The sequence below is a fragment of the Neobacillus vireti genome, assembly GCF_036962345.1.
Taxonomy (GTDB): Bacteria; Bacillota; Bacilli; order Bacillales; family Cytobacillaceae; genus Neobacillus; species Neobacillus vireti_A.
On the sequence record NZ_JBALNB010000009.1, the window covers coordinates 186,695 to 210,105 of the forward strand.

A 23,411-nucleotide genomic window follows, 5' to 3' on the forward strand; every position below is an offset into this window, starting at 1 on the left:
CTCCTCCTATGAATTTGAACTAAATAATGGGATGCTTTTTTTCTCTGCACGCTCGATATCATCTAATTCTGTGTTTTTTCTAAAGAAGTAGAGTAATACAAGCACGACAGAAAGCCCTAAGATTATGTAGACAATAATAAACGATACAAAAAGTGGACCTAAGTTGGTTGCCGTTGTTGCAGACTCTGCCGTCGATAAGATATGGTAGATTACCCATGGCTGACGGCCTGTGCAGGCAAAAATCCATCCACATTCAATGGCGATCACTGCCAGCGGACCGGTTGTTACAAGCCCCCAAAGAATGACCTTCGGGTAATGTGCTTTTTTAAAGACCTTTCTCCAGACGAAAATGAGTAAAGGAACCATAATCAGGGCGGAGCCGATGAACACCATTCCATTAAAAAGAGTATGAATGAATAATGGCGGCCATAGCTCTTCCGGATAATCGTTTAAACCGACAACCACTGTATCAAAACTGTTCCCGGCGAGAAAACTCAGCGCCCAAGGTATCTCGATAGCTCCTTTTATTTCTTTCGTTTTTGGGTCGGTAAAACCACCTATGGCTAAGGGTGCATGGGATTGTGTTTCAAATAACCCTTCGGCTGCTGCTAATTTTTCCGGCTGGTATTTATGCAGGTATTGAGCAGATTCATGTCCATTTAAAGCGGTTAGAAAAGCAAAAATCCCCCCCACTACAAGACTTAGAACCAGTGCTTTTTGATGAAACAGATATACTCTCGATCCGATTTTATTTTTCATCATTTTAAAAGACGCAACAGACGCGACAACAAAAGCTCCTACTACATAGGCAGACAATGCCACATGTCCGGCTGTAACAAAGAAGCTTGGGTTAAAAAAAGCAGCCCAAGGGTCAATATCGAGGAATTTCCCATCTTCATAACGGAACCCAGCTGGTGTACCTTGGAAGGCATGGACATTGGTAATTAAGACGGCAGAGGACAGTGCCCCAATTGCCACCAGAACTAAACTAACGATTCGCATCCAAGGAGCTATTCTTTCTGCTGCATAGACGTAGATCGACATAAACAATGCCTCAATAAAAAAAGCATAGATTTCGATTTGGAAAGGAAGAGGCATTACTCTACCTATCACTTCCATAAAACCAGGCCAAAGTAACGATAATTGCGTACCCGCTATCGTACCGGTGGGAATCCCAACACCAAGTAAAACTGCAAATGCTTTAGTCCAACGTTTCGCCATTACTACATAATCTTGATCTTTTGTTTTTTGATAGAGAAGCTCTGCAGCCAAAATCATGAGCGGCAAACCGACGCCTATCGTGGCAAAAATTATATGAAAGGCCATTGTCGTTCCAAATAAGGAACGGGCAAATAATAAATCACTCAAATTGAATTCTCCCCTTACGTATCATGGTCTTGATAATTATTTCCAAAAGAACCATTAATATGTAGAGTAAGTGATATTTCAATATAAAAATCTCACCTTCAATTTTGACGGTGAGATTTTTATATTTACATATTGTGACCCAAAGTTGGCATGTCAGAAAGGATTATTGGATCAACCATTCCTGCGATATAGCGATTGGGGCATAGATTAGAAGCATAAAAACAAAGAATGCGTGAACCTTTAATTTTTCTTCTTGTGATTTGTTTTTGTAAATAATTATTAACAGTGGAAAGTGCAGGTGTTTTCGCTTTCCACTAAATTTAATTCGTAACAGCCTCGCGTTTGCGCTTTTTCTCCATTTGCTTTTCGTGCGCACGGGAGTGGGCACGGTGGCGGTCTTCTTCCACTTCTTTAGACATTTGAACACCCATTGGTACTGTAGTTGCCGCAATTTCTTTAAGCCCTTGCTGGTCTTTCTCAAAAACAAATGACGCTCTTGTTGAAATATCTGCTCCCTGCTCAGTTACAAATGGGACTACACGGTAATCTGCACGCCATTGTTCAGGAGTGACCCGGCAGCGAACGTAACCGCGGTAATTATTAAAAAATTTGATGTGCGGGTTATCCTCTAAAGATTTAGCCGTATCTGCCCGCCAATCTGAGCCATTTCCACCCGATGTAATCGATGTTCCAACAAATTCTGCTCCAAAAATTGGAGCCTCTAGATTATTGTGATCTGTCGTTAGGTTTGAAGCCCAACTTGCATGGACATCTCCAGTAAGAACGATAACATTGTTTATGTTTTTGCCAGCAACGAAATCCGTAATGCGCTGGCGTGCTGCCGGATAGCCATCCCATGAATCCATACTGAATTTTGGTGCAGTGATGCTTCCAGATTTACGCTGAGCAAAGAAAATCTGCTGGGCAAGGACGTTCCAATGAGATTTAGAGTTTCCTAAATTATCAAGCAGCCATTTTTCTTGCTCTGTCCCAAGAAGAGTGCGTTTTGGATCCAAGGATTCTGGTGTATGAGCTTTTGATCCATCACCATTCGCCTGGTCATCACGGTACTGGCGCGTATCAAGGACATAGAAATTCGCCAAACCACCATATGTAAAATCCCGGTATAATTGCATGCCGCCATCGTGAGGCAATGACGACCTTCGGAGCGGCATATGCTCGTAATAAGCTTGGTAAGCAGCAGCACGGCGTTTGATAAATTCTTCTACAGACTGGTCTTTTTCTGGAATGACATTTGCGTAGTTGTTTTCCACTTCATGGTCATCCCATGTAACCACCCACGGGAATGCAGCGTGAGCAGCTTTGAGGTGTTCATCAGAACGATATTGGGCATGGCGATTGCGATAATCTTCAATCGTGATAATTTCGTCGCCTTTATGGGCACGGACATTGCCCGTTGGTGAAAGATACTCGTTCGTACCGTATTCATATATGTAATCGCCAAGGTGGAATACAAGATCAAGATCCTCTTTCGCCAAATGCTTGTACGCAGTAAAATAGCCGTGTTCATACTGCTGACAGGAAGCGAATGCAAATGTCATGCTTGCTACGCTGGCACCTGCTGCCGGTAAGGTTTTTGTTTTTCCAACAGGACTTATTTCATTACCAGTCTTGAAACGGTAAAAATAAACACTATTAGCCTTCAGGCCGCTCACTTCTACATGGACTGAATGTGCGAGATTAGGAGAAGCATGTTCCGTACCTCGTTTGATTACGTTTCGGAAGTTTTCGTCTGTGGACAGCTCCCAATTAACGGGAACGACATGAGCTGGCATTCCTCCACCGTTTAACGGATCTGGAGCTAACCTTGTCCATAATACGACACTGTCTGACAGCGGATCTCCTGAAGCAACACCAAGAGTGAAAGGATATTCTGTGAAATTAGGAGCCGCCTCTACTTTAAATCCTCCCAATGATTGAGCAATGGTCAGCCCTAGGGACAAACCTGCGATCTTGCCGGCTCCGTGAAGAAAGCCGCGGCGGTCTAAATTTTTCTTAAAGTTTTGTTCGTTAAACTTCCTAATCATATCTTCCAAATTTGTCATAACTTTTCCCCTCTCAGATTACATATTTTTACCACGACTTAGATTATAACTAGGATTTGTTAAAATATTATGAAGATTGTAAATAGAAAAATAGTATGTAGTCCGATAGGTGGTTCATTTATAATAGGCCTTTCAATATAGATAGGAATAAAAATTAAAATTACACCTCATAAGTTTTTCTAGCAAGGCAAATTCATTGACTTTAAATAGTCATTCTCTCCTGTTTTTTTTAATATTATATTCATAAAAAACTTACAAACTATCATTCAGTTTATTATACATAATGCTTCTTAGCTTATATGGGTGGCTCAAGTAAATTAAAAATCCCACTTTCCATACGGAAAAGTGGGATTTTTACGTTAATTCTCATATTACAATTTTGGTTACCTTACCTGAGTAACTTCCTCTCCCTGATAAATCCGAAATGCTGGAACAATCGTGTCGGAGACTATTTCTTTTCCTTTTTCACGAATGAAATCCAATTTATAATAGGCTTCGAATCTTTGGCTGATTTCTGTTTTTACCAGCTCAGGCGGAGTGACGACGATGAATTGGAACTTCAGTTTTTCGGCCACAGCGAAAATCGGGTCAAGGACATGTGCTGAAGCAGCCTGTCCAAATGGATTATCACAGACCAACGGAACCCAGCTTTGATCGGTTTCGCTTTTAACCGATAATAACATCATCATCATGACCATTCGGGCAGACAGTTTTTGACCTCCACTGCCATCCGATTTCGTTTTAGAACCTTGATTAATGGTCTGCCAAGTGGAATAATGCTCTCTTTGCGGCTTTCCGTACATAAAAGCATTATCCGTTCGCATGTTGTAGACCAAAAGCTCAGGATAACGATTTCTTAGTGAGACAAATAATATTTGCTCATCACTAATCAGTTGTTTTATTTCTTCGTCCAATGCCCGATTTTGTTCATCAATTAAATCAAATTGTTTTGTAATTTTGTTAATCGCAGCAACAAAATGCTGTTTTAGCAGTGGTTCGATATCTTCAGGCTTTTTAGGTAAGATATCCTCTCTTAGCTGAACAAGCGGAAATGATCCTCGTTCATTCTTCAGCTTCATCTTTGCCACCATCGAACGAATCGCCTCTGATATGCTCATCACTTTCATGCTGGCACGGCTTGCCCAGAAGTTTTGAGCCTTTTCTGCTCTTTCCTTATCGCGCTCTAATTGTTCCAAACCACTCTGTGAAAAACGCTTCATATTCTTAACAATGCTCTGGATATGTGTATAATGCCTTGTATCCAAATGGTCTAGTGTGGTTAATACTTCATTTTTAAAACGAATCTCCCAATCTTTTCCTTCAATGGTGAGCTTTAAATTGCGCAATGATTGGTCAATTTTCGCATGCTTTTCCTGGCCTTCTTCTTGAATGGCTTGATGTTCTTCACACCAGGATAAGATACATACTTTCCCTTGACTCTTAATTTTTTCAACATCATCATTCGTAAATACAGCAGCTTCCTCTTTAAGGATAACCGATAGAGTTAATAAGTCTCCTTCAAAGCCTGCAATATTCGTTTCTGTTTCTTTTTGAACCTTCTCAGCTTTCTTTACTTCCTCTTTCGTGACCTTCGTTTGGTCTTTTATTTCTATTTCTTTAATATCTAAGTCCAGGTCTTCCCAGGCTTCTGGCTGTTTTTCATGCTTTTCTATCTTTTTTCCTAATTTATCACGCTGTTCGATTGCGTGCTTTAAGCTTGTTTCAGCAACGGTTACTGCAGTGCCTTGTTCCCGTTCTTCTTTTTCTGCTGTCTTCGCTTCCTTTTGAGCATTTTGCAGCATGTTTTCTAATATACTGATTGGTTCTTCAGGTTCAGCCGCATTTTTCCAATCCTCATCATGTGTATGGAGTTTTTTCTCTAATTTCTTTTGCTGCTTTTGCTCCGTTTCCTTTCTTGCTTGAAGAACAAGTAATTCCCTCGCCTGTTCTTCTTTTGATTTTTGCAGCTGTTTTAGCTCTTCGATGCTTCCATTTATCTCTTGTAATAAATGTGGTGATAATCGAGGGACCTCTTCACTTTGGTCACCTTTTTGTTCAGCAGGAAAAACGGCTTCTTCAATAAAGAAAGCAATTACCTTAATATTTTGTTCGGTTGTAAGTTTCCATTCTAGGTATGTTTGATTCCACTGGTTTTGAAGTTCAACTGTATGTTGGTGCTCTTTTCCTATTTCTTGTTGCTTAGAATCTAATGCTTCCTTCTGTTTCTCTTTTTCTAGTTTCACCCGTTTATTTTCTTGGTGCTGCATTTTTTCTAGGTCAAAACCCTCTAAAGTTTTTACATTTCTTGTAAGCTTTTCTATTTTGCCTTGTATCTTTTCCAGCTGTTCTTTTAAAGTAAGCTGGAATTCTCTTTCTTTCTCTTCCTGTGTCTTAATTTCTTGTAGTTTCGTTTTCAGAGAAAGAAGAGCATTTTGTTCCTGAATCATCTCTTTTTCGATATCAATAGAAAGATCACTTGATGAAAAACGATCGATTTCTTTTAAAATACGACGCAAGGATGTTTCTGTTTTTTCAATTTCAAAGAGTGTATCTTTCCTATCTTCTATTTGTTTAGCAATCTTTACTTTCCAACTGGTGAATTGATTTTTATCGGTTAAAAGCTCCTTCTCGTTTCCGTTAAGGATGACAAATGATGGGTGGTGCTGTTCATTGTTCATTTCTTCACGCAAGAAAATTGGAACAGGACTTTTAAACATTCTTCCTGAAAGAACCTGCTGGTTGATTTTTTGCCATTGCTGACCGCTTACGACCAAACCGTATGGAAGGAGTGGATGCGTGATAAGGGTATCCGCTAATTCTCCGGGACTTAATGACTGAAGAAATTGAGTACCATAAAAGACATCAATACCAGTCTTCTCATCAATCCATTCCTTTAACTCTTTCACATCTTTATTAGCAATCCAGAAGGGCTCATCGTTTAAGGAATGATCGAGTTGTGTTTCCCAAAGTTCTTTTTTCATTTGTTCAGCTTGCTGGCGGTTATTGCTCAGTGCTTCTTCTATTTGTAAGCTATACTTCGATAAGAGCGAGTGCGTAAACGGGACTGTCACATCATCTAATAAACCATGAAGCTTATCTAAAAGTTTTGATTCTCTTTCTTTTTGCTTTTCATTTGCGAGGTTTAATTCCTCACATTTTGCTTCTGAAAACTGAATCGATTGGACGAGAGTACCATGTGAATTTGCTAACTTGTTCTGCTTCTCGTTAGATTCCTTATTCTTTAAATGGAGCTCTGCTAATCTTGCTTTTTTCTCGTCAATTTGTTTCAAGAAACTATTGGTTAAGCCCTTTAAGTCATAGGTTAAACGATCACCAAATTCTTGAACGAGTGCAGCTTCCTTAGAATCAAAGCTATGCATTTGTGTATATAGAAAATCAATTTCTGTACCAAGCTGTGCAATGTCTTTTGTCTTTTGTTTATCTTGCTGCGACAGTTCCTTTGCTTTTTTAGTTAAGAACTTTTGATATCCTGCATACTGTTTCATCCCTTCCTGTAACGATAAAAAAGCATCCGCCCACTGAGATTTCGCTAATTGCTTAATTTCGTCCATTCTTTGATTTACTTGCTCTAAACCGCTATTTTGCTCTAACGTCGCAATCTGCTGTGAGAGTGAAACAATACTCTGTTCGTTTTCATACCATTCTTTTAATAAAGCTTGAAAGGCAAGTTGTTCTTTTCTTTCCTGTTTCTCTATGACAATCCCTTGTAAGGTAACATGTTTTTCCTTTTCTAGTACTAACTTCTTTTCCCAATCCATGATCTCTCTGTGAGCTTTTGCAAACTCTAAATTATCCTTTTGATAACGTAAATCAGCCTGCTTAATAATTAGTTTCTCTATGTCTTTCTGTAAAGTAAGCAAACGTTCCTCTTCTGTTTGCTTCAAATGCTCCAGCGCACCAAGAAGCTGCCTTCCTGTCTGTATACTTGCTTGAACAATTTCTTTATGTTCTACCCCACTAGCTAAGTGCTCTTCAAAGGGGACAATGTCTTCTAAAAACTCTTTATGCGCTTGCTCTCTTTTTAAAAGTACTGGCAGATCCTTTGCAATACTTGCCTGACTCTTAAATATCTCCACAAGATCGTTTTTTTGGTGCTCGGTTCGATGTAAGACTTGACTTACAGTAGGGATGATTCGTTTTTGGAACAGTGAATGATCATCCTCAGCTCCCTCGAAATATTTCCCAACGCCGCCTTCATCCTTATTAATGTCCTTCATAATATCCCAGTCTTTACGGTTAATACCATACGTATCAAGGATGCGATAGTGCTTCTTCGTATCTCGGTAAACGTCATATCCATTCCATTTTAAATAGTCTTTTAAGCTTTCAGTTTCAGCAACCTCACCATTTTCATAGAGCGGAATATGTTCTAGCGCTGTCTCTTCCTTCCGTTCAAATTCGCGTGTGTAGAATGTAATATTAGGGAGGATTTTTGCTTCCTGCTCCAATGTGTTACTCTCACTACCACTTTCTTCACTCATGGAGATGCGCTGTTCGGCTGAGAACATTCCTCCCGTTATCAGATGGCGGCGTTCAGCTCCGTCTAATTCCCACTGAATGAGTACATGAAAGGTATAGGGAATAAACTGCTCTTTATTATTAAAGAAGAATTGCTGATAATAACGATTGTTTTGCTTACCCCAAGAGGTTCCTGGTTTAAGAATTTGGAAAATGGTCTGCAGGAAAACACCTTTTCCCCCGCCATTCATCATGGCAATCAGACCATTTGTTGATGTTTCATCGTTATGAAAATTAAACGTCGTATCTTTATATTGTTTTTGCATGCCATCATACTTGAGGCCGACAATTCTAATTCGATGGATTTTCGGCATGCTTCTCCTCCTCTGATGTCATTAACTTTTTAAAAAGTTCATAACGGTCATAATCGTGATACAAGTATTCAATCCGCTCAAAAAGCTCATTTCTAGGAATAACCTTGGCAATATCGTCCCGATCTAAAATGACGATAAGTCCCTCTGTCTCTAATAATCGCATAGCACCCGCAATTAATCCGATTCTCGTCCGTCTATTCCCTTTTTTTAATCCAAAATCGTCCGTATCGACCTCCATGTACTTCCATGTGGTCACCACTTCCTTCATATCGATCCGTTCTTCTTCCCCGAAGGTCGGTTGATTTTTAAGAATGCTTTCCCATTTAATGATTAATTCATTGATTTGTCGTTCTAAAGCGTAGAAGCTAATCCCTTCCCGCTTTGTACGGATTTTTGCCGCCTGGTTGCGATCGATGGCTGCTAAAAAACACATAATGATGATGCTAATTAGATGAAAATGTTTTTTCGTTTCCACTTGCTTGTGTTTATCTTTCAAATGGGTGAAATTCGTAGCAAAGACGGAACCAGTTGGCTGAACAACTAAATGGATACGTTTAGGCGCTTCAATGATATATGTACCGGATTCGTCTGCTAATAAAAGAACAGTCTGTCTCACTTCTGGATCAAAATAAGTCTGGAAATGTTCACTATTCTCGTCGATGACTTTATCTTTTAATAGTGTAAAGTAGACAGCTGACGCTTTTTTGATACTATCCGCGTTCATCTCTTCTCCTCCTCAATACATATTTTAAAAGGGGTTATTTTCATTTGATACCATAAGAAAGGCTCGGCTCGGTGATCAAACATCGTGAAGATTTTAAAGCCTTCAAACATTTCAAATTGTGGATACTCCTTCATTAGTTTATAGAGGAGAATTTCTCTCTCATCACTTAAGGTTTCTTCCTTTCGTTGAAGCACTTGGATTTTTAACGGCTTTTTATCGAACATCATCCACAAATCAATCGTTTCAGATTCTTCAAACCACAAATCCTGTACTTCTAACGGTAGTTGCTTTATATCTGTTAACGAAAACTCACCGTTGGTTTGCAAAAATTGAAAAACATAACTCCATGCTTTTATCACCGAATCCCAGTTCGTCACGCGCGGATGAGTAATACTATCCTCTGTCTCATCCTCAATAATAGTTTCAGATAATGGTTTTTCATTGAATTCCTGCTCCCCCCAAATCCAATCGAGAGGCAAAATAAATTCATTCTTTGGCGAAAATAAAGGAGAAAGGACTTTTTCTAAATCTGTAAAAGCATGAACCCCTTCCTTCAAGAACCAATTTTCATAAAAATGCTCGCGAAATGAAACCAGACTGTTTTCCCAAAACAATGAAGGATTTTCCGCTTTTAATTTCATCTCATAGGAGATATTTTGAATGACCAGTTTGGCAAAACGGTCGTGCAATTGTCTGGTATGGCCAATTTTCTCCTGAAGAAGAATTAATTCATTCTGGATATAATCATCTTCTTCATTTCTACGTTTTGTCTTATCGATCATACTCGATATGGTCCGAAAGTGATTTTTTTCTTCTTCAAATTGCTTTTCTATTTCAACACGATTGTCTGCTCTTTGCCATTCTTCTTCAATCAATAAGATTTTGGGATTGTTGATCATTTCCTTTTGGAAGGAGAATTCATTTGCCATTAAGCGGTTTACCCGTGAAATGAGGTGATCGAGGTTACGAGTAGCTTTTCTAAAATTACCATTCTTAATCAGCTGCATACTATAGAGCTGTTCAATCGTAATGGAGAATTCCTCCGCCATTTCTCTGCTGATAAAAATCATTTCCTGAGCGACATCCGTCAGTTTATAAACAATCGTTCCGCCCATCTCTAAATTTGTGTATAATTCATCCATCGTGACATATCTAAATGTCTGCGTCTCCCAGGATTGTCTTATTTCATCATAATATAGAGCTTCAAACGGTTTACTATATTCTTCTTTACCTTGATACAGGAGCCCGCTGGTAATCCGTTCCACCTGTTTCTCATCTGCTAAAAGCTTCATTTGTTTTATAGAGTCTTCTACCATATACCTGATATCTGCTTTTCGCCGATGATCATCATCATTTAATTCTCGGTAAAAGATAGTAAGAAGCACGTGCATGAGAATGGTTTGTATATGGGGTTTCAATTCCCCTACTTCCATTCCCCTCCCAAGCTCAAACAGTGGATTTAGTCTTTGCACACGCTTGCCGAATCCTTCCCATGATTCGTTCACTGCCATCTCCTCCATGTTTCAATTGTTAAAACTTCTTGCGGGATCCGTTTGTTTTCCTGCCATAATTGCTTTAATACCTTTTGCTCCTCTTCGGTAAACCATTGAAAGAAAGCATCGCGGTAGTTGTGATTTTGTGTTTGGCCTTGTTTTTGATTGTTTCTTTTATCCAGACATTCGAACATTTTACGATAAATTTTCAAGGCAGGCTGAATACAGCAATCCGGGTATTTTCCGATCAGCCTGCTAATGATACCGTATCCGGCAGCATCCAGATCACCTGCATAATAGAAAAGATAGTTGTTCGGCGGAAACATTCGAATGAAAAAGGAAAAGCTTCGTTCAATTTTCGTACCTTCACCATAAATAATCAGTTCAGGTTCATAATCCAGTCGGTTTGCTTCCAATAACTTAATAGAAGTATGAAAGAAAGATAGATTCTCAACAATTAGTACTCTCTGAATATCTTTCATTTCTTTCCCTTGTTTCATCCAAAATACAAAGGGCTCTCCGTAGTTCACCATTTTAAGCTGGTCTTCTGTTACTCCAATCCTTGTTAAAAAACCTTTTCCCTCAGGAAAGCTATCAGCGTCGAGCAAGAATTTTTCATGGCCAAAGAGCTCTAAACTTCTTTCTTCTACTGAGACAACTTCCCGTTCCTGACTCGATTGGAGAAAGGTATAGACATGCTGAATGTGTTTCCATTCCTCTATCGTTTGCCATTCGGGATGCCGTTCATAAAAAGAAAAATCAAACTGGTCACTTAGTTTCATCATCGCGAGGCGATCCCATTTGGCTGACTGATCTTTTATATTCACCCAGTAATATAAGGGGAGCGCTGGATTTCTGCCATTATATTGATTATTTTGTATAGGAATTAGTTGTCCTTCAGCTGTCAAGGTTTCGATGGCACGGTAAAATAATGTATAACCGTCCATATCGAAATAATCATCCGTAAGCTTCCGTAACTGGAATTCTAAATCGTTACTATTAATTTTCTTTTTCTGTTTAGGGTGCTGTATATCAGCTATGAAACCTCTCACCCGTGTTTCAATGATGTCGATTGTACTCACCTGCTTCATTTCATAGAGTCTTAAGAATACTAACCATTTAGGACATCCTTTATTATAAACTAGTTGCGATATGGTTGGTAATTGAAATTTTATTAGAATAGTAACAAACTAAAAACGATCCAATACGCTCCTCACAGAAGTCTGAAATTGCGCTAAAAAAATCCGCACAGTGAAAAATTCACCGTGCGGTAAGACAGTGGACAAAGAACCCTTCTCCTTGTCCAAGAACCTTTATTTACTGCTAACCTTTGCCACCCCTAAGGCAAAATGATTCCATAAAATATTTTCTACTAGTTCAACTTGCCATTCTTCACAGTCAACAATTAAGATAATTTCTGAATATTTACCTTTTAGGAGTCTTTTATTTTTTTTTATGACCTTTTCAATAATAAGTCTAATACCGACACCCACAAAAAAACCAATTATTGCACCAATTAATCCCCAATATATTGGACCCCATGATAGTTTGAACCCGATACTCGCACCAATAACAGAGAAAGCTGTTGCAAGTGCCATCCCTATGTCAATCAATGTGGTGCCATCGGCGCGATGTAGAGTATCAAACAGCTTGAGGTCCTGTGTTCGATTATCAAGGGGAATAGCAAATATTGATTCTTTATTTATTCCTTTTTTCTCAAGTGTGACAATAGCGATTTCCAAATAATTATTACTTTCAAAGGTAGCAAACAACTGCATACATATCACTTCACTTTTCGTCCCTTTAAAATTGAAAAGCTTGGGTGTTGATAGTTTTCCATTAGAAATTTCATTTGTTCCTTCTTAAAAAGTTTATTATTTTCGACTGTATTTATATAAGAATCATATGCCGCAAATCCATAGATGGATGGTAAGAATAGCAGCCATTGAGCATTTAAAACTGAAATAGATTCTTGGATTTTCCCTAAAAACAAAAGAGAAACCGCTTCAAAAAAATGTGAAAAATAACAGAAGACTATACAACAAAATATTAGAAAAAAGGCAGTGATCGTTCTATGCAGATAGAGCTGCCCAAGACCCGGGGCAAATAGTGACCATAATATAGCTAAAAATGGTTTTCTTTTGTCTAAGTAGTTCATTCCAAATGGTCCCATACTGAATGTGTTATAACGATGACCTTCATGATCGGCTAAAATATAAATAGCATTCAAGTCAACTGTCGATCGATAACTATCCCATATTCCAAACAAATAAACTGGGATATACATTAGCAGCCATCTTGTATCTAATATATCCTTAGCTAAATGGATATTTCCCTGGAAGGAGAATACCATTGCCTGGTTAAGATGAGAATTAACATTTACAATAACTTCCCAAATAATCAATATATATCCCCTATGATATTTTGCCAAAAGCAAATGTCCCAAACCAGGAAATGCTACTGACCACCAGGCAATGATATATGGATTCCTTAAATGAATTTGGGATGTACCAAACATGCTAACATCAGCAATATAGCGTCTAGCTGTATTATCATTCGAATAATTATTCATAAATTCACCAATTAACCCCATCTCTTACTGAACTACTTTGTCGCTTTTATACGAGACAACATAACAAGAATCTGATATTTTTACTGGAATATCCAATTTGATTTATTTTTCCCATAAAGGAAAATATTATTAAAAAGTTCATATGAACAACAAAAAGTACACCTCAATTCAGAGATGTACTTGATTAGTCTACTTTATTTGTTTGCTGGAGCAATATTGGATTCTGGTGATGTTACTTTATCATAAAAATTGACGAATTTATCACGGTCCGCGCTATCACGGTAAGCCATGGCAACACGTGGATGTTCATTGAGTACACCGGAAATCATATAAGGAATGATATAGCCCCACTCCCACTTTTGGCGCATTTCTAACATATGCTTTTCAATCATTCCAAGGACTGGCTTAAGTTCATAGCTTGGTTTTTGTATGTAACTAACGAGAAGTTCTGTATTACAGTTACCTGCAGCACGACCCATGCCATATACAGATGAATCAAGGTAGGTAACCCCGTTTTGCATCGCGGTTAATGTATTGGCAAATGCTAACTGCATGTTGTTATGTGTATGGATCCCAAGCTGTTTGTTAGGAATCAATTCTTTAAACTTTTGAACTTGGTGCGCAATATCCGTTGGATCTAAGCTTCCGAAGGAATCGACAATATATACTACATCCACCGGACTTTCCTTCACCATTTCAAATGCTTTTGTAAGCTGTTTTTCAGGTACACTGGATAAAGCCATAATATTAAGGGAAGTTTCATAGCCCAAATCATGAAACATTTGAACAAGTTCTAACCCTTTATCTACTTCGCGGATATAACATGCCACGCGAATCATATCTAAAACACTTTGCTCTCGAGGCAGGATATCATTTGGATCTACACGTCCAATATCTACTAAAGCAGAAAACTTCGTGAATTTTTTCTCAGGGAAAATTTCTTTCAGGAAGTTATCATCTAAAAATCTCCATGGATTTGGTTCTGTGGCATTGAGTAGTTTTGGGGAGTTTTTGTATCCTATCTCCATATATTCAACACCCGCTGCGCTTAAGCTATTATATAAGTCTTGAACAAATTCGACACTGAAATCCCAATTGTTAACTAAGCCTCCGTCTCGAATGGTGCAGTCTAAAATTTTACTACTTTGTTCCATGAAAGTAATTCCTCCTGATTTTCTTATTTTAATATTATTTGTATATTATATACTTTAATGCGCTAAAATTCTTACTGTGTTTATAACACGTTTCGATTGATGTAGTCAATCTATTTTCAAAAAATTCGTTTTTTTTACAAAATAAAAAACCATTCTCTCTTTTTTCTTGTTTTAGAGAACGGCTTTTATTAGGGTAAAACTTCTTATTTCAGGTTATGAGAACGCACTCATATGGCCGGTTTCTTCAAATATTATTAAACTTTCAATCTCTTTCATTACTTGAACACTTCTTGGAAGCAGTACAAGCACTTTATTTACGACCGTAATTTCATATTCAATATCACAGATTGCTGGTACTTGCCCAATAACCTTTTGAGCTACATCAAATGGTACCTCTAGCTGAGCAATACTGTGACCGTTTGAAACACCCTTATCATTCGAAAAAGTTTGTTTCTTATTAAGAATATGTATTTCACCGACTTGAACCAAATTTCCTTCATCGTTCAATACATCATATGTTTTTGCATAAATCACAACTTCCCTGCGTTTCAAGAAAACACCCCGCCTTCATTTTTAATCAACTCATACTAATTATAAGTTCTTAATTAAGAACATTCAAGTAAAACTAAACGCACTAGTAATCAATACTGTGCGGTTTAGTTCAATAATTTATAAATTTAGCAGGTTAAGTTAAAATGAGTTTTTTTCACCCCAGCAAGTATGTGTGAACTTCCCGTGCGACTTCCCTGCCTTCGTTTATTGCCCATACGATGAGGCTTTGACCCCTTCTGGCATCACCGGCAGCAAACACTCCTTCGACATTGGTTTTGAAATCACCATATGCAGCTTTTATCTTATGATCAACAGTTTCGACACCAAATTGGGTTAACAGTGGCTGCTCTGTTCCCTCAAAGCCAATGGCAACAAACACGAACTGAGCGGGCCATACTTTTTCTGTACCAGGAATTTCTTTGAAAAAATAACGCCCTGCCTCATCCTTATGCTTCTCCATTTGGATGGTGTGAAGTTCTTTCACGGTACCATTCTCATCGGCCACAATTTTCTTCGTTTGAATACAATATTGACGAGGGTCTTCCCAGAATATTGCCTCTGCTTCTCTATATGCATAATCCTTGGTAAAAACATTTGGATATGCTGGCCATAAGTTATCAGAAGTACGTCCAGCAGGTAATTGTGGATGCTTCCCAAATTGAACAATACTGCGGCATTTCTGACGAAGAGCCGTTGCCACACAGTCTGCACCTGTATCGCCACCGCCAATCACAATGACATCTTTGCCTTCTACATTAATAAATTGGTCATCCTCAAAATTCGAATCCAATAGACTTTTCGTAGCTAACGTTAAATAATCCATTGCAAGGTGAATCCCTTTCGCTTCACTACCTTCAATCCCTAAATCTCGATGCTTTTGCGCACCTGTACAAAGGATTACAGCATCGAACTGTGCTTGGAGTTCTGTAGGTGTGATATCCTTGCCAACTTCCGTATTCGTTACAAAATTAATGCCTTCCTGCTTCAACAAACGTATCCTGCGTTCAACTACTTCTTTTTCAAGCTTCATATTCGGAATTCCATACATCAGCAAACCGCCAGGACGGTCGGCACGCTCAAAAATGGTTACTGAATGTCCTGCTTGGTTCAGCTGATCAGCAGCCGATAAACCTGCAGGACCGGAACCAATAATGGCCACTTTCTTTCCAGTCACCGTGGCCGGGATCCTCGGTGTGATCCATCCATTTTCAAATCCTTTATCAATAATCGCTTGTTCGATATTTTTAATCGTTACTGCAGGATCCGAAATCGCCAACGTACATGAACCTTCACACGGTGCAGGACAAACCCTTCCTGTAAACTCAGGAAAGTTATTAGTCTTCAGCAGCCTTTCGAGTGCTTCTTTCCACCGACCTCGATAGACGAGGTCATTCCACTCTGGTATCAGATTGTGGATTGGACAGCCTGAAACGGCACCTTGAATCTCCATCCCGGTATGGCAGAAAGGGGTGGCGCAATCCATGCACCGAGCTCCCTGTATGCTTAACTTTTCAGCAGAAAAAGGAGCAGTACACTCTTTCCAATCCTTCAAGCGTGTCAGCGGGTGCCTTTCTCCCACTTTTACACGGGAGTATTCCATAAATCCGGTTGTTTTCCCCATCTTCTCTCTCCCCCACCTAGCGAATTCCTGGTTCCTTCTGTTTTGATAATTCTGGTTTTATGGAGGAATTTTCTAAGAAGGCACGCATAACGGCTTTTTCTTCCGGCAGACCTGCTAGCTTTTGCTCCTCAATCAAAGAAATCATCCGTTTATAATCCTTCGGAATGACTTTGGCAAATTTTCTTACACATTCTTTCCAGTTTTCTAGAACACAGCTTGCCTTCACACTTTGGGTATAACGGAAATGGTTTTCAATTAACCTTTTAAGCTCTTCCTGATCAGCAACAGTTGCTACCGATTCAAATTCAATCAATTCTTGATTACATAAAGCTTTAAATGCATCCTTGTCTTCCGTTAAAACGTAGGCAATACCGCCGGACATTCCGGCTGCAAAGTTTTTGCCAACATCCCCTAATATCACCACACGGCCTCCAGTCATATACTCACAGCCATGGTCGCCAATTCCTTCAACCACCACATTTGCACCGCTGTTACGGACGGCAAAACGTTCCCCTGCACGTCCGTTAATATAAGCTTCGCCGCTTGTTGCCCCGATGAAGGCGACATTTCCAGCAATCACATTTTCTCCTGAAGCAATCTTTGTGTGTTCATCTGCTTTAACGATGATTTTTCCTCCAGACAGACCTTTTCCAACATAATCGTTTGCATCCCCTGTAAGAAATAACGTCTGCCCTTTCGGTATAAAGGCACCAAAGCTTTGCCCGGCAGAACCGGTAAATCTTAGTGTAATGGTATCCTCCGGAAGACCATTTTCACCATAGCGTTTAGTTAGTTCACTGCCAACCATCGTTCCAGTCACGCGATTTACGTTCGTAATCGGGAAGCTGACATCCACGGGTACCCCCTGCTCTAAAGTGTGTTGAACAGCCGGAATGATTCTTTTTATATCAAGCGTTTCATCAATTTTATGATTTTGCGGACGTTTAAAGGTGCGCGTTCCTTCAGGCTTATAAAGCAATCTAGTTAAATCCAGATGCTTAGCTTTCCAATGTGCTCTTCCCCGCTCACTTACCATTAGTACATCGGTACGACCGACCATTTCCTCCACACTTCTAAAACCTAGTTCAGCCATAAGCTCACGTACTTCCTGTGCAACAAAACGCATAAAGTTAACGATAGAATCAGCTTCTCCGGTAAACCTTCTACGCAGCTCTGGGTTTTGAGTAGCGATTCCGACAGGACATGTATCCAAATGACAAACACGCATCATCACACAACCAAGAACAACAAGAGGTGCTGTTGCAAAAGCATATTCCTCTGCCCCCAAGAGGGCTGCCATGACAACATCAAGACCTGTCATTAATTTTCCGTCTGTTTCAAGTACAACCCGGTCTCGTAAACCATTCAGCATAAGCGTTTGGTGCGCCTCTGCTAATCCAAGCTCCCATGGCAATCCAGCATGTTGAATACTCGTTTTCGGGGAGGCACCCGTTCCTCCATCGTAACCGCTGATTACAATCACATCGGCAACAGCTTTAGCCACACCAGCAGCGATGGTTCCAACTCCGCCCTTGGAAACAAGTTTTACGCTGATGCGGGCATCACGGTTTGCATTTTTCAAATCATGGATCAGCTGAGCCAAATCCTCGATGGAGTATATGTCATGGTGCGGCGGAGGAGAAATTAAGCTGACTCCTGGCGTTGCCCCTCGAACGCCGGCTATCCACGGATATACTTTCGTACCCATCAACTGGCCGCCTTCACCTGGTTTTGCTCCTTGTGCCATTTTTATTTGCAGTTCTTTGGCATGAACAAGGTAATGACTTTTTACACCAAATCGACCGGAAGCAACTTGTTTAATGGCACTTCCTCTGTTGTCGCCATTTTCATCTAAATAGGAACGGCTCGAATCTTCACCGCCTTCACCGGAGTTACTTTTTCCACCTAGACGATTCATGGCAATCGCTAATGTTTCATGAGCTTCCTTACTAATAGAGCCAAATGACATCGCACCTGTTTTAAAACGGAGGACGATTGAATCAACGGATTCTACTTCCTCGATTGGGACAGCCGCTCTCGAACCATTAAAAGTGAATAAGTTACGTAGAAAGCCAAGCCTCTCCTCATTGGCAAGTGTCGAATATTTCTTAAATAATTTATAGTCACCATTGCGGCAAGCCCATTGCAGTGTATGGATAGTTCCAGGATTAAAGGCATGGTGTTCGCCATCATGTCTCCATTGCAAATTACTTCCTGATTCTAAAGTGTTGTCGCCCAAATCAGCATAAGCTGCTACGTGGCGAAGCTTCGCCTCCTCAGCTATGACATCTAAACCAATTCCTCCAAGCTGGGAAACTGTACCAGTAAAGCAGCGATCAATCACCTCCGTGCTAATACCAACCGCTTCAAAAATTTGTGCACCGCGGTAACTTTGCATGGTTGAAATCCCCATTTTGGACATGACCTTAACAACACCTTCAGTCATGGCATTTACGTATTTTTCAACTGCTTCTTGATAGGTATACGGGAAAATGCCTTTCTGGTAAGCATCCTGATAAATCGAAAAAGGCAGGTAAGGATTAATGGCATCTACACCATAACCGAGCAATACTGCAAAATGATGAACTTCTCTTGCCTCACCGGTTTCAACCAAAATGCTTGCCTTTGTTCTTATACCTAAGCGAATTAGGTGCTGATGAAGGCTACTCGCTGCTAGTAAGGATGGAATGGCAGCATTACTTTCATTCATATTACGATCAGAAAGGATGATTAAACTCGCCCCTTCATCAATTGCTTCTTCTGCTTGAGTACAAATTTCGTTCAATCTATTATCCAAATATTCCGAAAACAAAATTTCGATTACTTTGCTTTTAAATCGTTCGCTTTTCTTTAATTCTTCAAGCTGGCAGTTGGTAAGAATCGGTGTTTTCAGCTGAATCCGTCGGCAATTTTCTGCAGTTGGATGAAGTAAATTCCCTTCCGCCCCTAAATAGGAAATGGTTGAAGTGACGATTGTCTCACGTATAGAATCAATTGGCGGGTTCGTTACCTGTGCAAATAATTGCTTAAAGTAGTTAAACAAAGGCTGCGGGTGGTCTGATAGTACCGCAAGAGGTATATCTATTCCCATCGCTCCAAGCGGGTCTTTCCCCTCACTCACAACTGGAAGGATATATTTTTGAATATCTTCATACGTATATCCAAAGGCTTTTTGACGGACCAATAAATCTGATGGAATCTCTCCCTCAACCTCTACCTTCACTTCTAAACGGACAAGCTGTTCATTTAGCCATTGCTGATAAGGTTGTTCCTGAGCCAACTGTGATTTGATTTCATCATCGGAAATGATACGTCCTTCTTCTAAATCAAGTAACAGCATTCTTCCCGGGCTCAGCCGCTCTTTGTATAACACCTTTTCTGGCTCTACATCAATGACGCCAACCTCTGAAGAAAAAATGATATAATCATCTTCTGTAACATAATAACGCGCCGGACGAAGCCCGTTTCGATCTAAAATAGCACCTATTTGTTTGCCGTCGGTGAAAGAAATAGCAGAAGGCCCATCCCAAGGCTCCATTAATGAACTGTGATATTCATAAAAAGCTCGCTTCTCACCCGTCATATGAGGGTTTTCAGACCAGGGCTCTGGAACGAGCATCATGGCTGCATGTGCTGGTTTTCGTCCAGCAAGCACCAAAAATTCAAGGGCATTGTCCAATATAGAAGAATCACTTCCGTCCGTACCAAGGATGGGCAGGACTTTTTCCAAATCACTTCCAAACGCCTCGGAAACGAATTGCCTTTCACGCGCCTTCATCCAGTGAATATTTCCCTGAAGGGTATTGATTTCACCATTATGAATTAAGTATCGGTTAGGATGTGCTCTTTCCCAGCTCGGAAACGTGTTCGTACTGAACCGTGAGTGCACAAGAGCAAACGCAGAGATAAAATTCTCATCCTGTAAATCCAAATAGAACTGATCTACTTGTTCAGGTGTTAACAGCCCCTTGTAAACAATGGTCCTGCTAGAAAGACTAGCAAAATAAAAACGATGTTCAGACTCCTTTGCCCAATTTTCAGCTCGTTTCCGAATTACATACAATTTTCGTTCGAATGCTAATGGATCCGTACTTTTTTCGTTGTTAGCAACAAACAACTGGCGAATTACCGGACAGCTTTCCTGCGCCGCCTCCCCGATTGATTCAATATTGACTGGTACTGTTCTCCAGCCTAGTACCGTTTTTCCCTCTTGTTCAACAAAATTATTAATCTTTGATTCAATCACTTCCCGTTCGCTATCATCCTTTGAGAAAAACACCATCCCCACACCGTATTTCCCTTTTTCAGGTAAGTTTATGGATGAACATTCTTTACGGAAAAATAAATCAGGTATCTGAACCATAAGCCCCGCTCCATCTCCCGTAAGCGGGTCACTCCCCTGTCCGCCGCGGTGATCCAATTTGCAAAGCATTTTTAGCCCTTTTGCCACAATATCGTGGGTAGCATTCCCTTTTATGTGAGCATACAAGCCAATTCCACAGGCATCATGTTCAAATTCTGGACGGTAGAGACCTTGTGCTTTTGGTAGTTGATGATACGTCATAACAAATCTCTCCCTTTTGGTTATTTTTGTATAAATTTCTTATATGAATTATTTTAGGTTTTCTAATCAATACAAACAATATATAATTTATATCAAACCAATCTAATTTTTATATAAATAGGAGGTGGAATAGCATTGGAGCTTCGTCAATTACGTTATTTAATCGAAGTTGCAGAGCGGCAGCATGTTACCGAGGCAGCTGATCACCTAAACGTGGCACAATCAGCCGTCAGCTATCAAATTACTAAACTAGAAGAGGAGCTAGGTGTTAAGTTATTAGAAAGAGTCGGCAGAAATATTAAGATTACACCGATTGGGAACATTTTTTTACAATTTGCTGTAAGTGCTTTAAAAACATTAGAAGAGGGGAAAGAAAAAATAGAAGAATACCTCAACCCATTAGGAGGTACGATTAATATTGGATATCCTTCGAGTCTTTCCATCTATTGGCTTCCAACTCTTATTTCGGCTTACAAGGAAGTTGCACCCCATGTGAATTTCCATTTGCGGCATGGCTCCTATGCCTATTTAATCGAAGCGGTAAAAAACGGGGAAATCGATTTAGCCTTTCTAGGTCCTGTCCCCATGAAGGAACCTGATCTCGAGGCTAAGATTTTATTTATGGAAAGTATCGTTGCCTTGCTTCCTGAACATCACCCCTTGGCTGAAAGCAAAAGTCTGTATTTAAGTGACTTGCGGACAGATCCTTTTGTCTTATTTCCAGAAGGATATGTCCTGCGAAAAATTGCTGTAGATGCCTGTCATGAGGCTGGCTTTGAACCGAACATTGCGTCCGAAGGAGAGGATATGGATGCGTTAAAAGGACTTGTTTCTGCGGGGATCGGCGTTAGTCTTTTACCCGAGAGCACTTTTTATGATTCTGTTCCACGATTCACAGTCAAAGTACCGATTGAAACACCAAAGGCCATGCGTACAGTTGGGGTGATTACTCCGAAACATAGAGACATTGCACCATCCGAAAAGAATTTCTATCAATTCCTTATCCAATATTTCAACAGGTTGGATCAGTTTAAATAATGAGTGTTATGAACGCAGTAATTGTAAATTACTGAAGAAGTAATTTTGCCTCAAATGAAACCAAGAAACTACTAGGTTGTTCCTTGGTTTCATCATGTATGCATAAAAACCAAAAAAAGCCACAGACATATAAATGCCCATGGCCTCTTTATCCTTCTTGCAATTCTTGGTATAGCTTTAACATTCTTTCAACCGTATGCTGCCAGGTAAAATTGTTTCTTACCCGTAAAACACTTTCTATGCCCATTTCCTGTATTTTTACCGGATTTGACAACAAGCAAAGAATGTATTTAGTTAATTCTTCACGAACATTAGAAGGGTCTATTAAAAATCCGGTTTTTCCGTGTTCAATAATTTCAGGCATACCACCGGATTTTGTAGCAATGACAGGGGTACCGGTTGACATCCCTTCTACATTTACAAGTCCAAAAGCTTCATTTTCTGCAGAAGGAACTACTAGTATATCTGATATTTGAAACAATTCATGAATCTTATCATGTGGTATAAAAGAAGTAAAAACAACGTAATCTTCTATTTCCTTCGTCTGTTTAATTAAACGGGCAGCATATTCCGTATGTTTAGAAGAAAATTCAAGTGCGCTTCCTGCAATTATTAGCCGAATAGTAGGGTCAGCTTTAATTAGCTCTGACATAGCTTCTAAAATATGGTGCACCCCTTTAATTTCAATTAATCTACCTACATATAAGAGAATTTTATAATTGGGTACACCTAGTTGTTTTTTTAAAATCTCTAATGAGGCCCTACTATCAAGCTCCCATTTTGATTTAAATTGTTCAGTGTTTACACCCAAATGATTAACAATAATTTTTTCTGAATTACAATTGGTGTGGTTTACTACATAATTTTTTAAAAAATGGCTATTAACCATAATTGCATTCGTCAGATTTAAATAACTAATTAGTTTTTGCTCGTTCATGTATGGTGGGGAGATAAATTTTACGGAATGAAGGTTAAGGATTATCTTAGCATTTGGAAATGCACGACGAATGGCTTTAACCATTCTGGGGCGATTCTCTATTTGAATAATATCGGGCAAATCCTGTTGTAGTTGATCTACTACTTGTTGAATATAAGTCTTAGTTTTAAAGGAATAACGATAAAAAGTTATGTTGCCGCTTCTTTCAATGAATAATTGGTTTTTAGTTTTCATTCCAAAAATGATTACATCTACATCTTTTTGAAAAAGATTGGATGTATGTTGGACAACCAACTCAACAGAACTTGATTTATGGCCAGGTATAGGATAAGCCCCTGGCGTAATGATAGCTACCTTAAGCCTTGTCACCTCATTTCAACTCCTTTCTGAGATGCTTTATATTATACTAGCTTACTCACTAAGGAATTGAAGGGTGTGGACAGGCTGCCAAATTTTTGAAAAACAATTA

14 protein-coding genes are annotated in these 23,411 nt (G+C 39.5%); 1 reads left to right on the forward strand and 13 read right to left on the reverse strand.

Annotated elements, in window-relative coordinates:
* Positions 1–6: 6 nt before the first annotated feature.
* The 12 genes from V7108_RS11645 to gltB all read right to left on the reverse strand — a co-directional run bounded on the left by V7108_RS11645 (position 7) and on the right by gltB (position 20,967).
* The gene (locus tag V7108_RS11645) at positions 7–1,368 is read right to left on the reverse strand and encodes a cytochrome ubiquinol oxidase subunit I (RefSeq protein WP_335513896.1); all 1,362 of its coding nucleotides are present in this window, start codon (positions 1,366–1,368) and stop codon (positions 7–9) included.
* Between the two features lie 320 nt (positions 1,369–1,688).
* Positions 1,689–3,434: an alkaline phosphatase D family protein gene (locus tag V7108_RS11650; protein WP_335513898.1), complete on the reverse strand. Its 1,746-nt coding sequence runs from the start codon at positions 3,432–3,434 to the stop codon at positions 1,689–1,691.
* 383 nt (positions 3,435–3,817) lie between these two features.
* Positions 3,818–8,287, reverse strand: coding sequence for a hypothetical protein (locus tag V7108_RS11655; RefSeq protein ID WP_335515030.1), 4,470 nt, complete (start codon positions 8,285–8,287; stop codon positions 3,818–3,820).
* Positions 8,265–9,011, reverse strand: coding sequence for a DUF6063 family protein (locus V7108_RS11660; RefSeq protein ID WP_335515034.1), 747 nt, complete (start codon positions 9,009–9,011; stop codon positions 8,265–8,267). Before V7108_RS11660 ends, V7108_RS11655 begins: the two co-directional genes overlap by 23 nt.
* Positions 9,008–10,522 (reverse strand): hypothetical protein, encoded by a 1,515-nt coding sequence (locus tag V7108_RS11665; RefSeq protein ID WP_335515036.1) that lies wholly within the window; start codon positions 10,520–10,522, stop codon positions 9,008–9,010. Before V7108_RS11665 ends, V7108_RS11660 begins: the two co-directional genes overlap by 4 nt.
* On the reverse strand, positions 10,513–11,595 hold the full coding sequence (locus tag V7108_RS11670) for a Wadjet anti-phage system protein JetD domain-containing protein (RefSeq protein WP_335515039.1): 1,083 nt from the start codon (positions 11,593–11,595) through the stop codon (positions 10,513–10,515). The genes V7108_RS11665 and V7108_RS11670 overlap by 10 nt, the downstream gene beginning before the upstream one ends.
* Positions 11,596–11,817: 222 nt before the next feature.
* Positions 11,818–12,282, reverse strand: a complete 465-nt coding sequence (locus V7108_RS11675; protein WP_335515043.1) for a hypothetical protein — start codon at positions 12,280–12,282, stop codon at positions 11,818–11,820.
* A gap of 5 nt (positions 12,283–12,287) precedes the next feature.
* Entirely contained in the window at positions 12,288–13,076 is a 789-nt protein-coding gene (locus tag V7108_RS11680) for a hypothetical protein (RefSeq protein ID WP_335515046.1), read from the reverse strand.
* Between the two features lie 194 nt (positions 13,077–13,270).
* Positions 13,271–14,230, reverse strand: coding sequence for an aldolase catalytic domain-containing protein (locus V7108_RS11685; protein WP_335568322.1), 960 nt, complete (start codon positions 14,228–14,230; stop codon positions 13,271–13,273).
* Positions 14,231–14,443: 213 nt separating this feature from the next.
* Positions 14,444–14,782 (reverse strand): hypothetical protein, encoded by a 339-nt coding sequence (locus V7108_RS11690; protein ID WP_335568323.1) that lies wholly within the window; start codon positions 14,780–14,782, stop codon positions 14,444–14,446.
* 154 nt (positions 14,783–14,936) lie between these two features.
* Complete coding sequence (gene gltD / locus V7108_RS11695; RefSeq protein WP_335568324.1) at positions 14,937–16,403, reverse strand: glutamate synthase small subunit; 1,467 nt, start codon at positions 16,401–16,403, stop codon at positions 14,937–14,939.
* 16 nt (positions 16,404–16,419) lie between these two features.
* Entirely contained in the window at positions 16,420–20,967 is a 4,548-nt protein-coding gene (gltB, locus tag V7108_RS11700; RefSeq protein ID WP_335568325.1) for a glutamate synthase large subunit, read from the reverse strand.
* Between the two features lie 135 nt (positions 20,968–21,102).
* Between gltB and V7108_RS11705 the strand changes: the two genes are divergently transcribed.
* The gene (locus tag V7108_RS11705) at positions 21,103–22,005 is read left to right on the forward strand and encodes a LysR family transcriptional regulator (protein WP_335568326.1); all 903 of its coding nucleotides are present in this window, start codon (positions 21,103–21,105) and stop codon (positions 22,003–22,005) included.
* A gap of 148 nt (positions 22,006–22,153) precedes the next feature.
* Here the strand turns inward: V7108_RS11705 and V7108_RS11710 are convergent, their stop codons facing one another.
* Positions 22,154–23,311, reverse strand: coding sequence for a glycosyltransferase family 4 protein (locus V7108_RS11710; protein WP_335568327.1), 1,158 nt, complete (start codon positions 23,309–23,311; stop codon positions 22,154–22,156).
* Positions 23,312–23,411 lie beyond the last annotated feature (100 nt).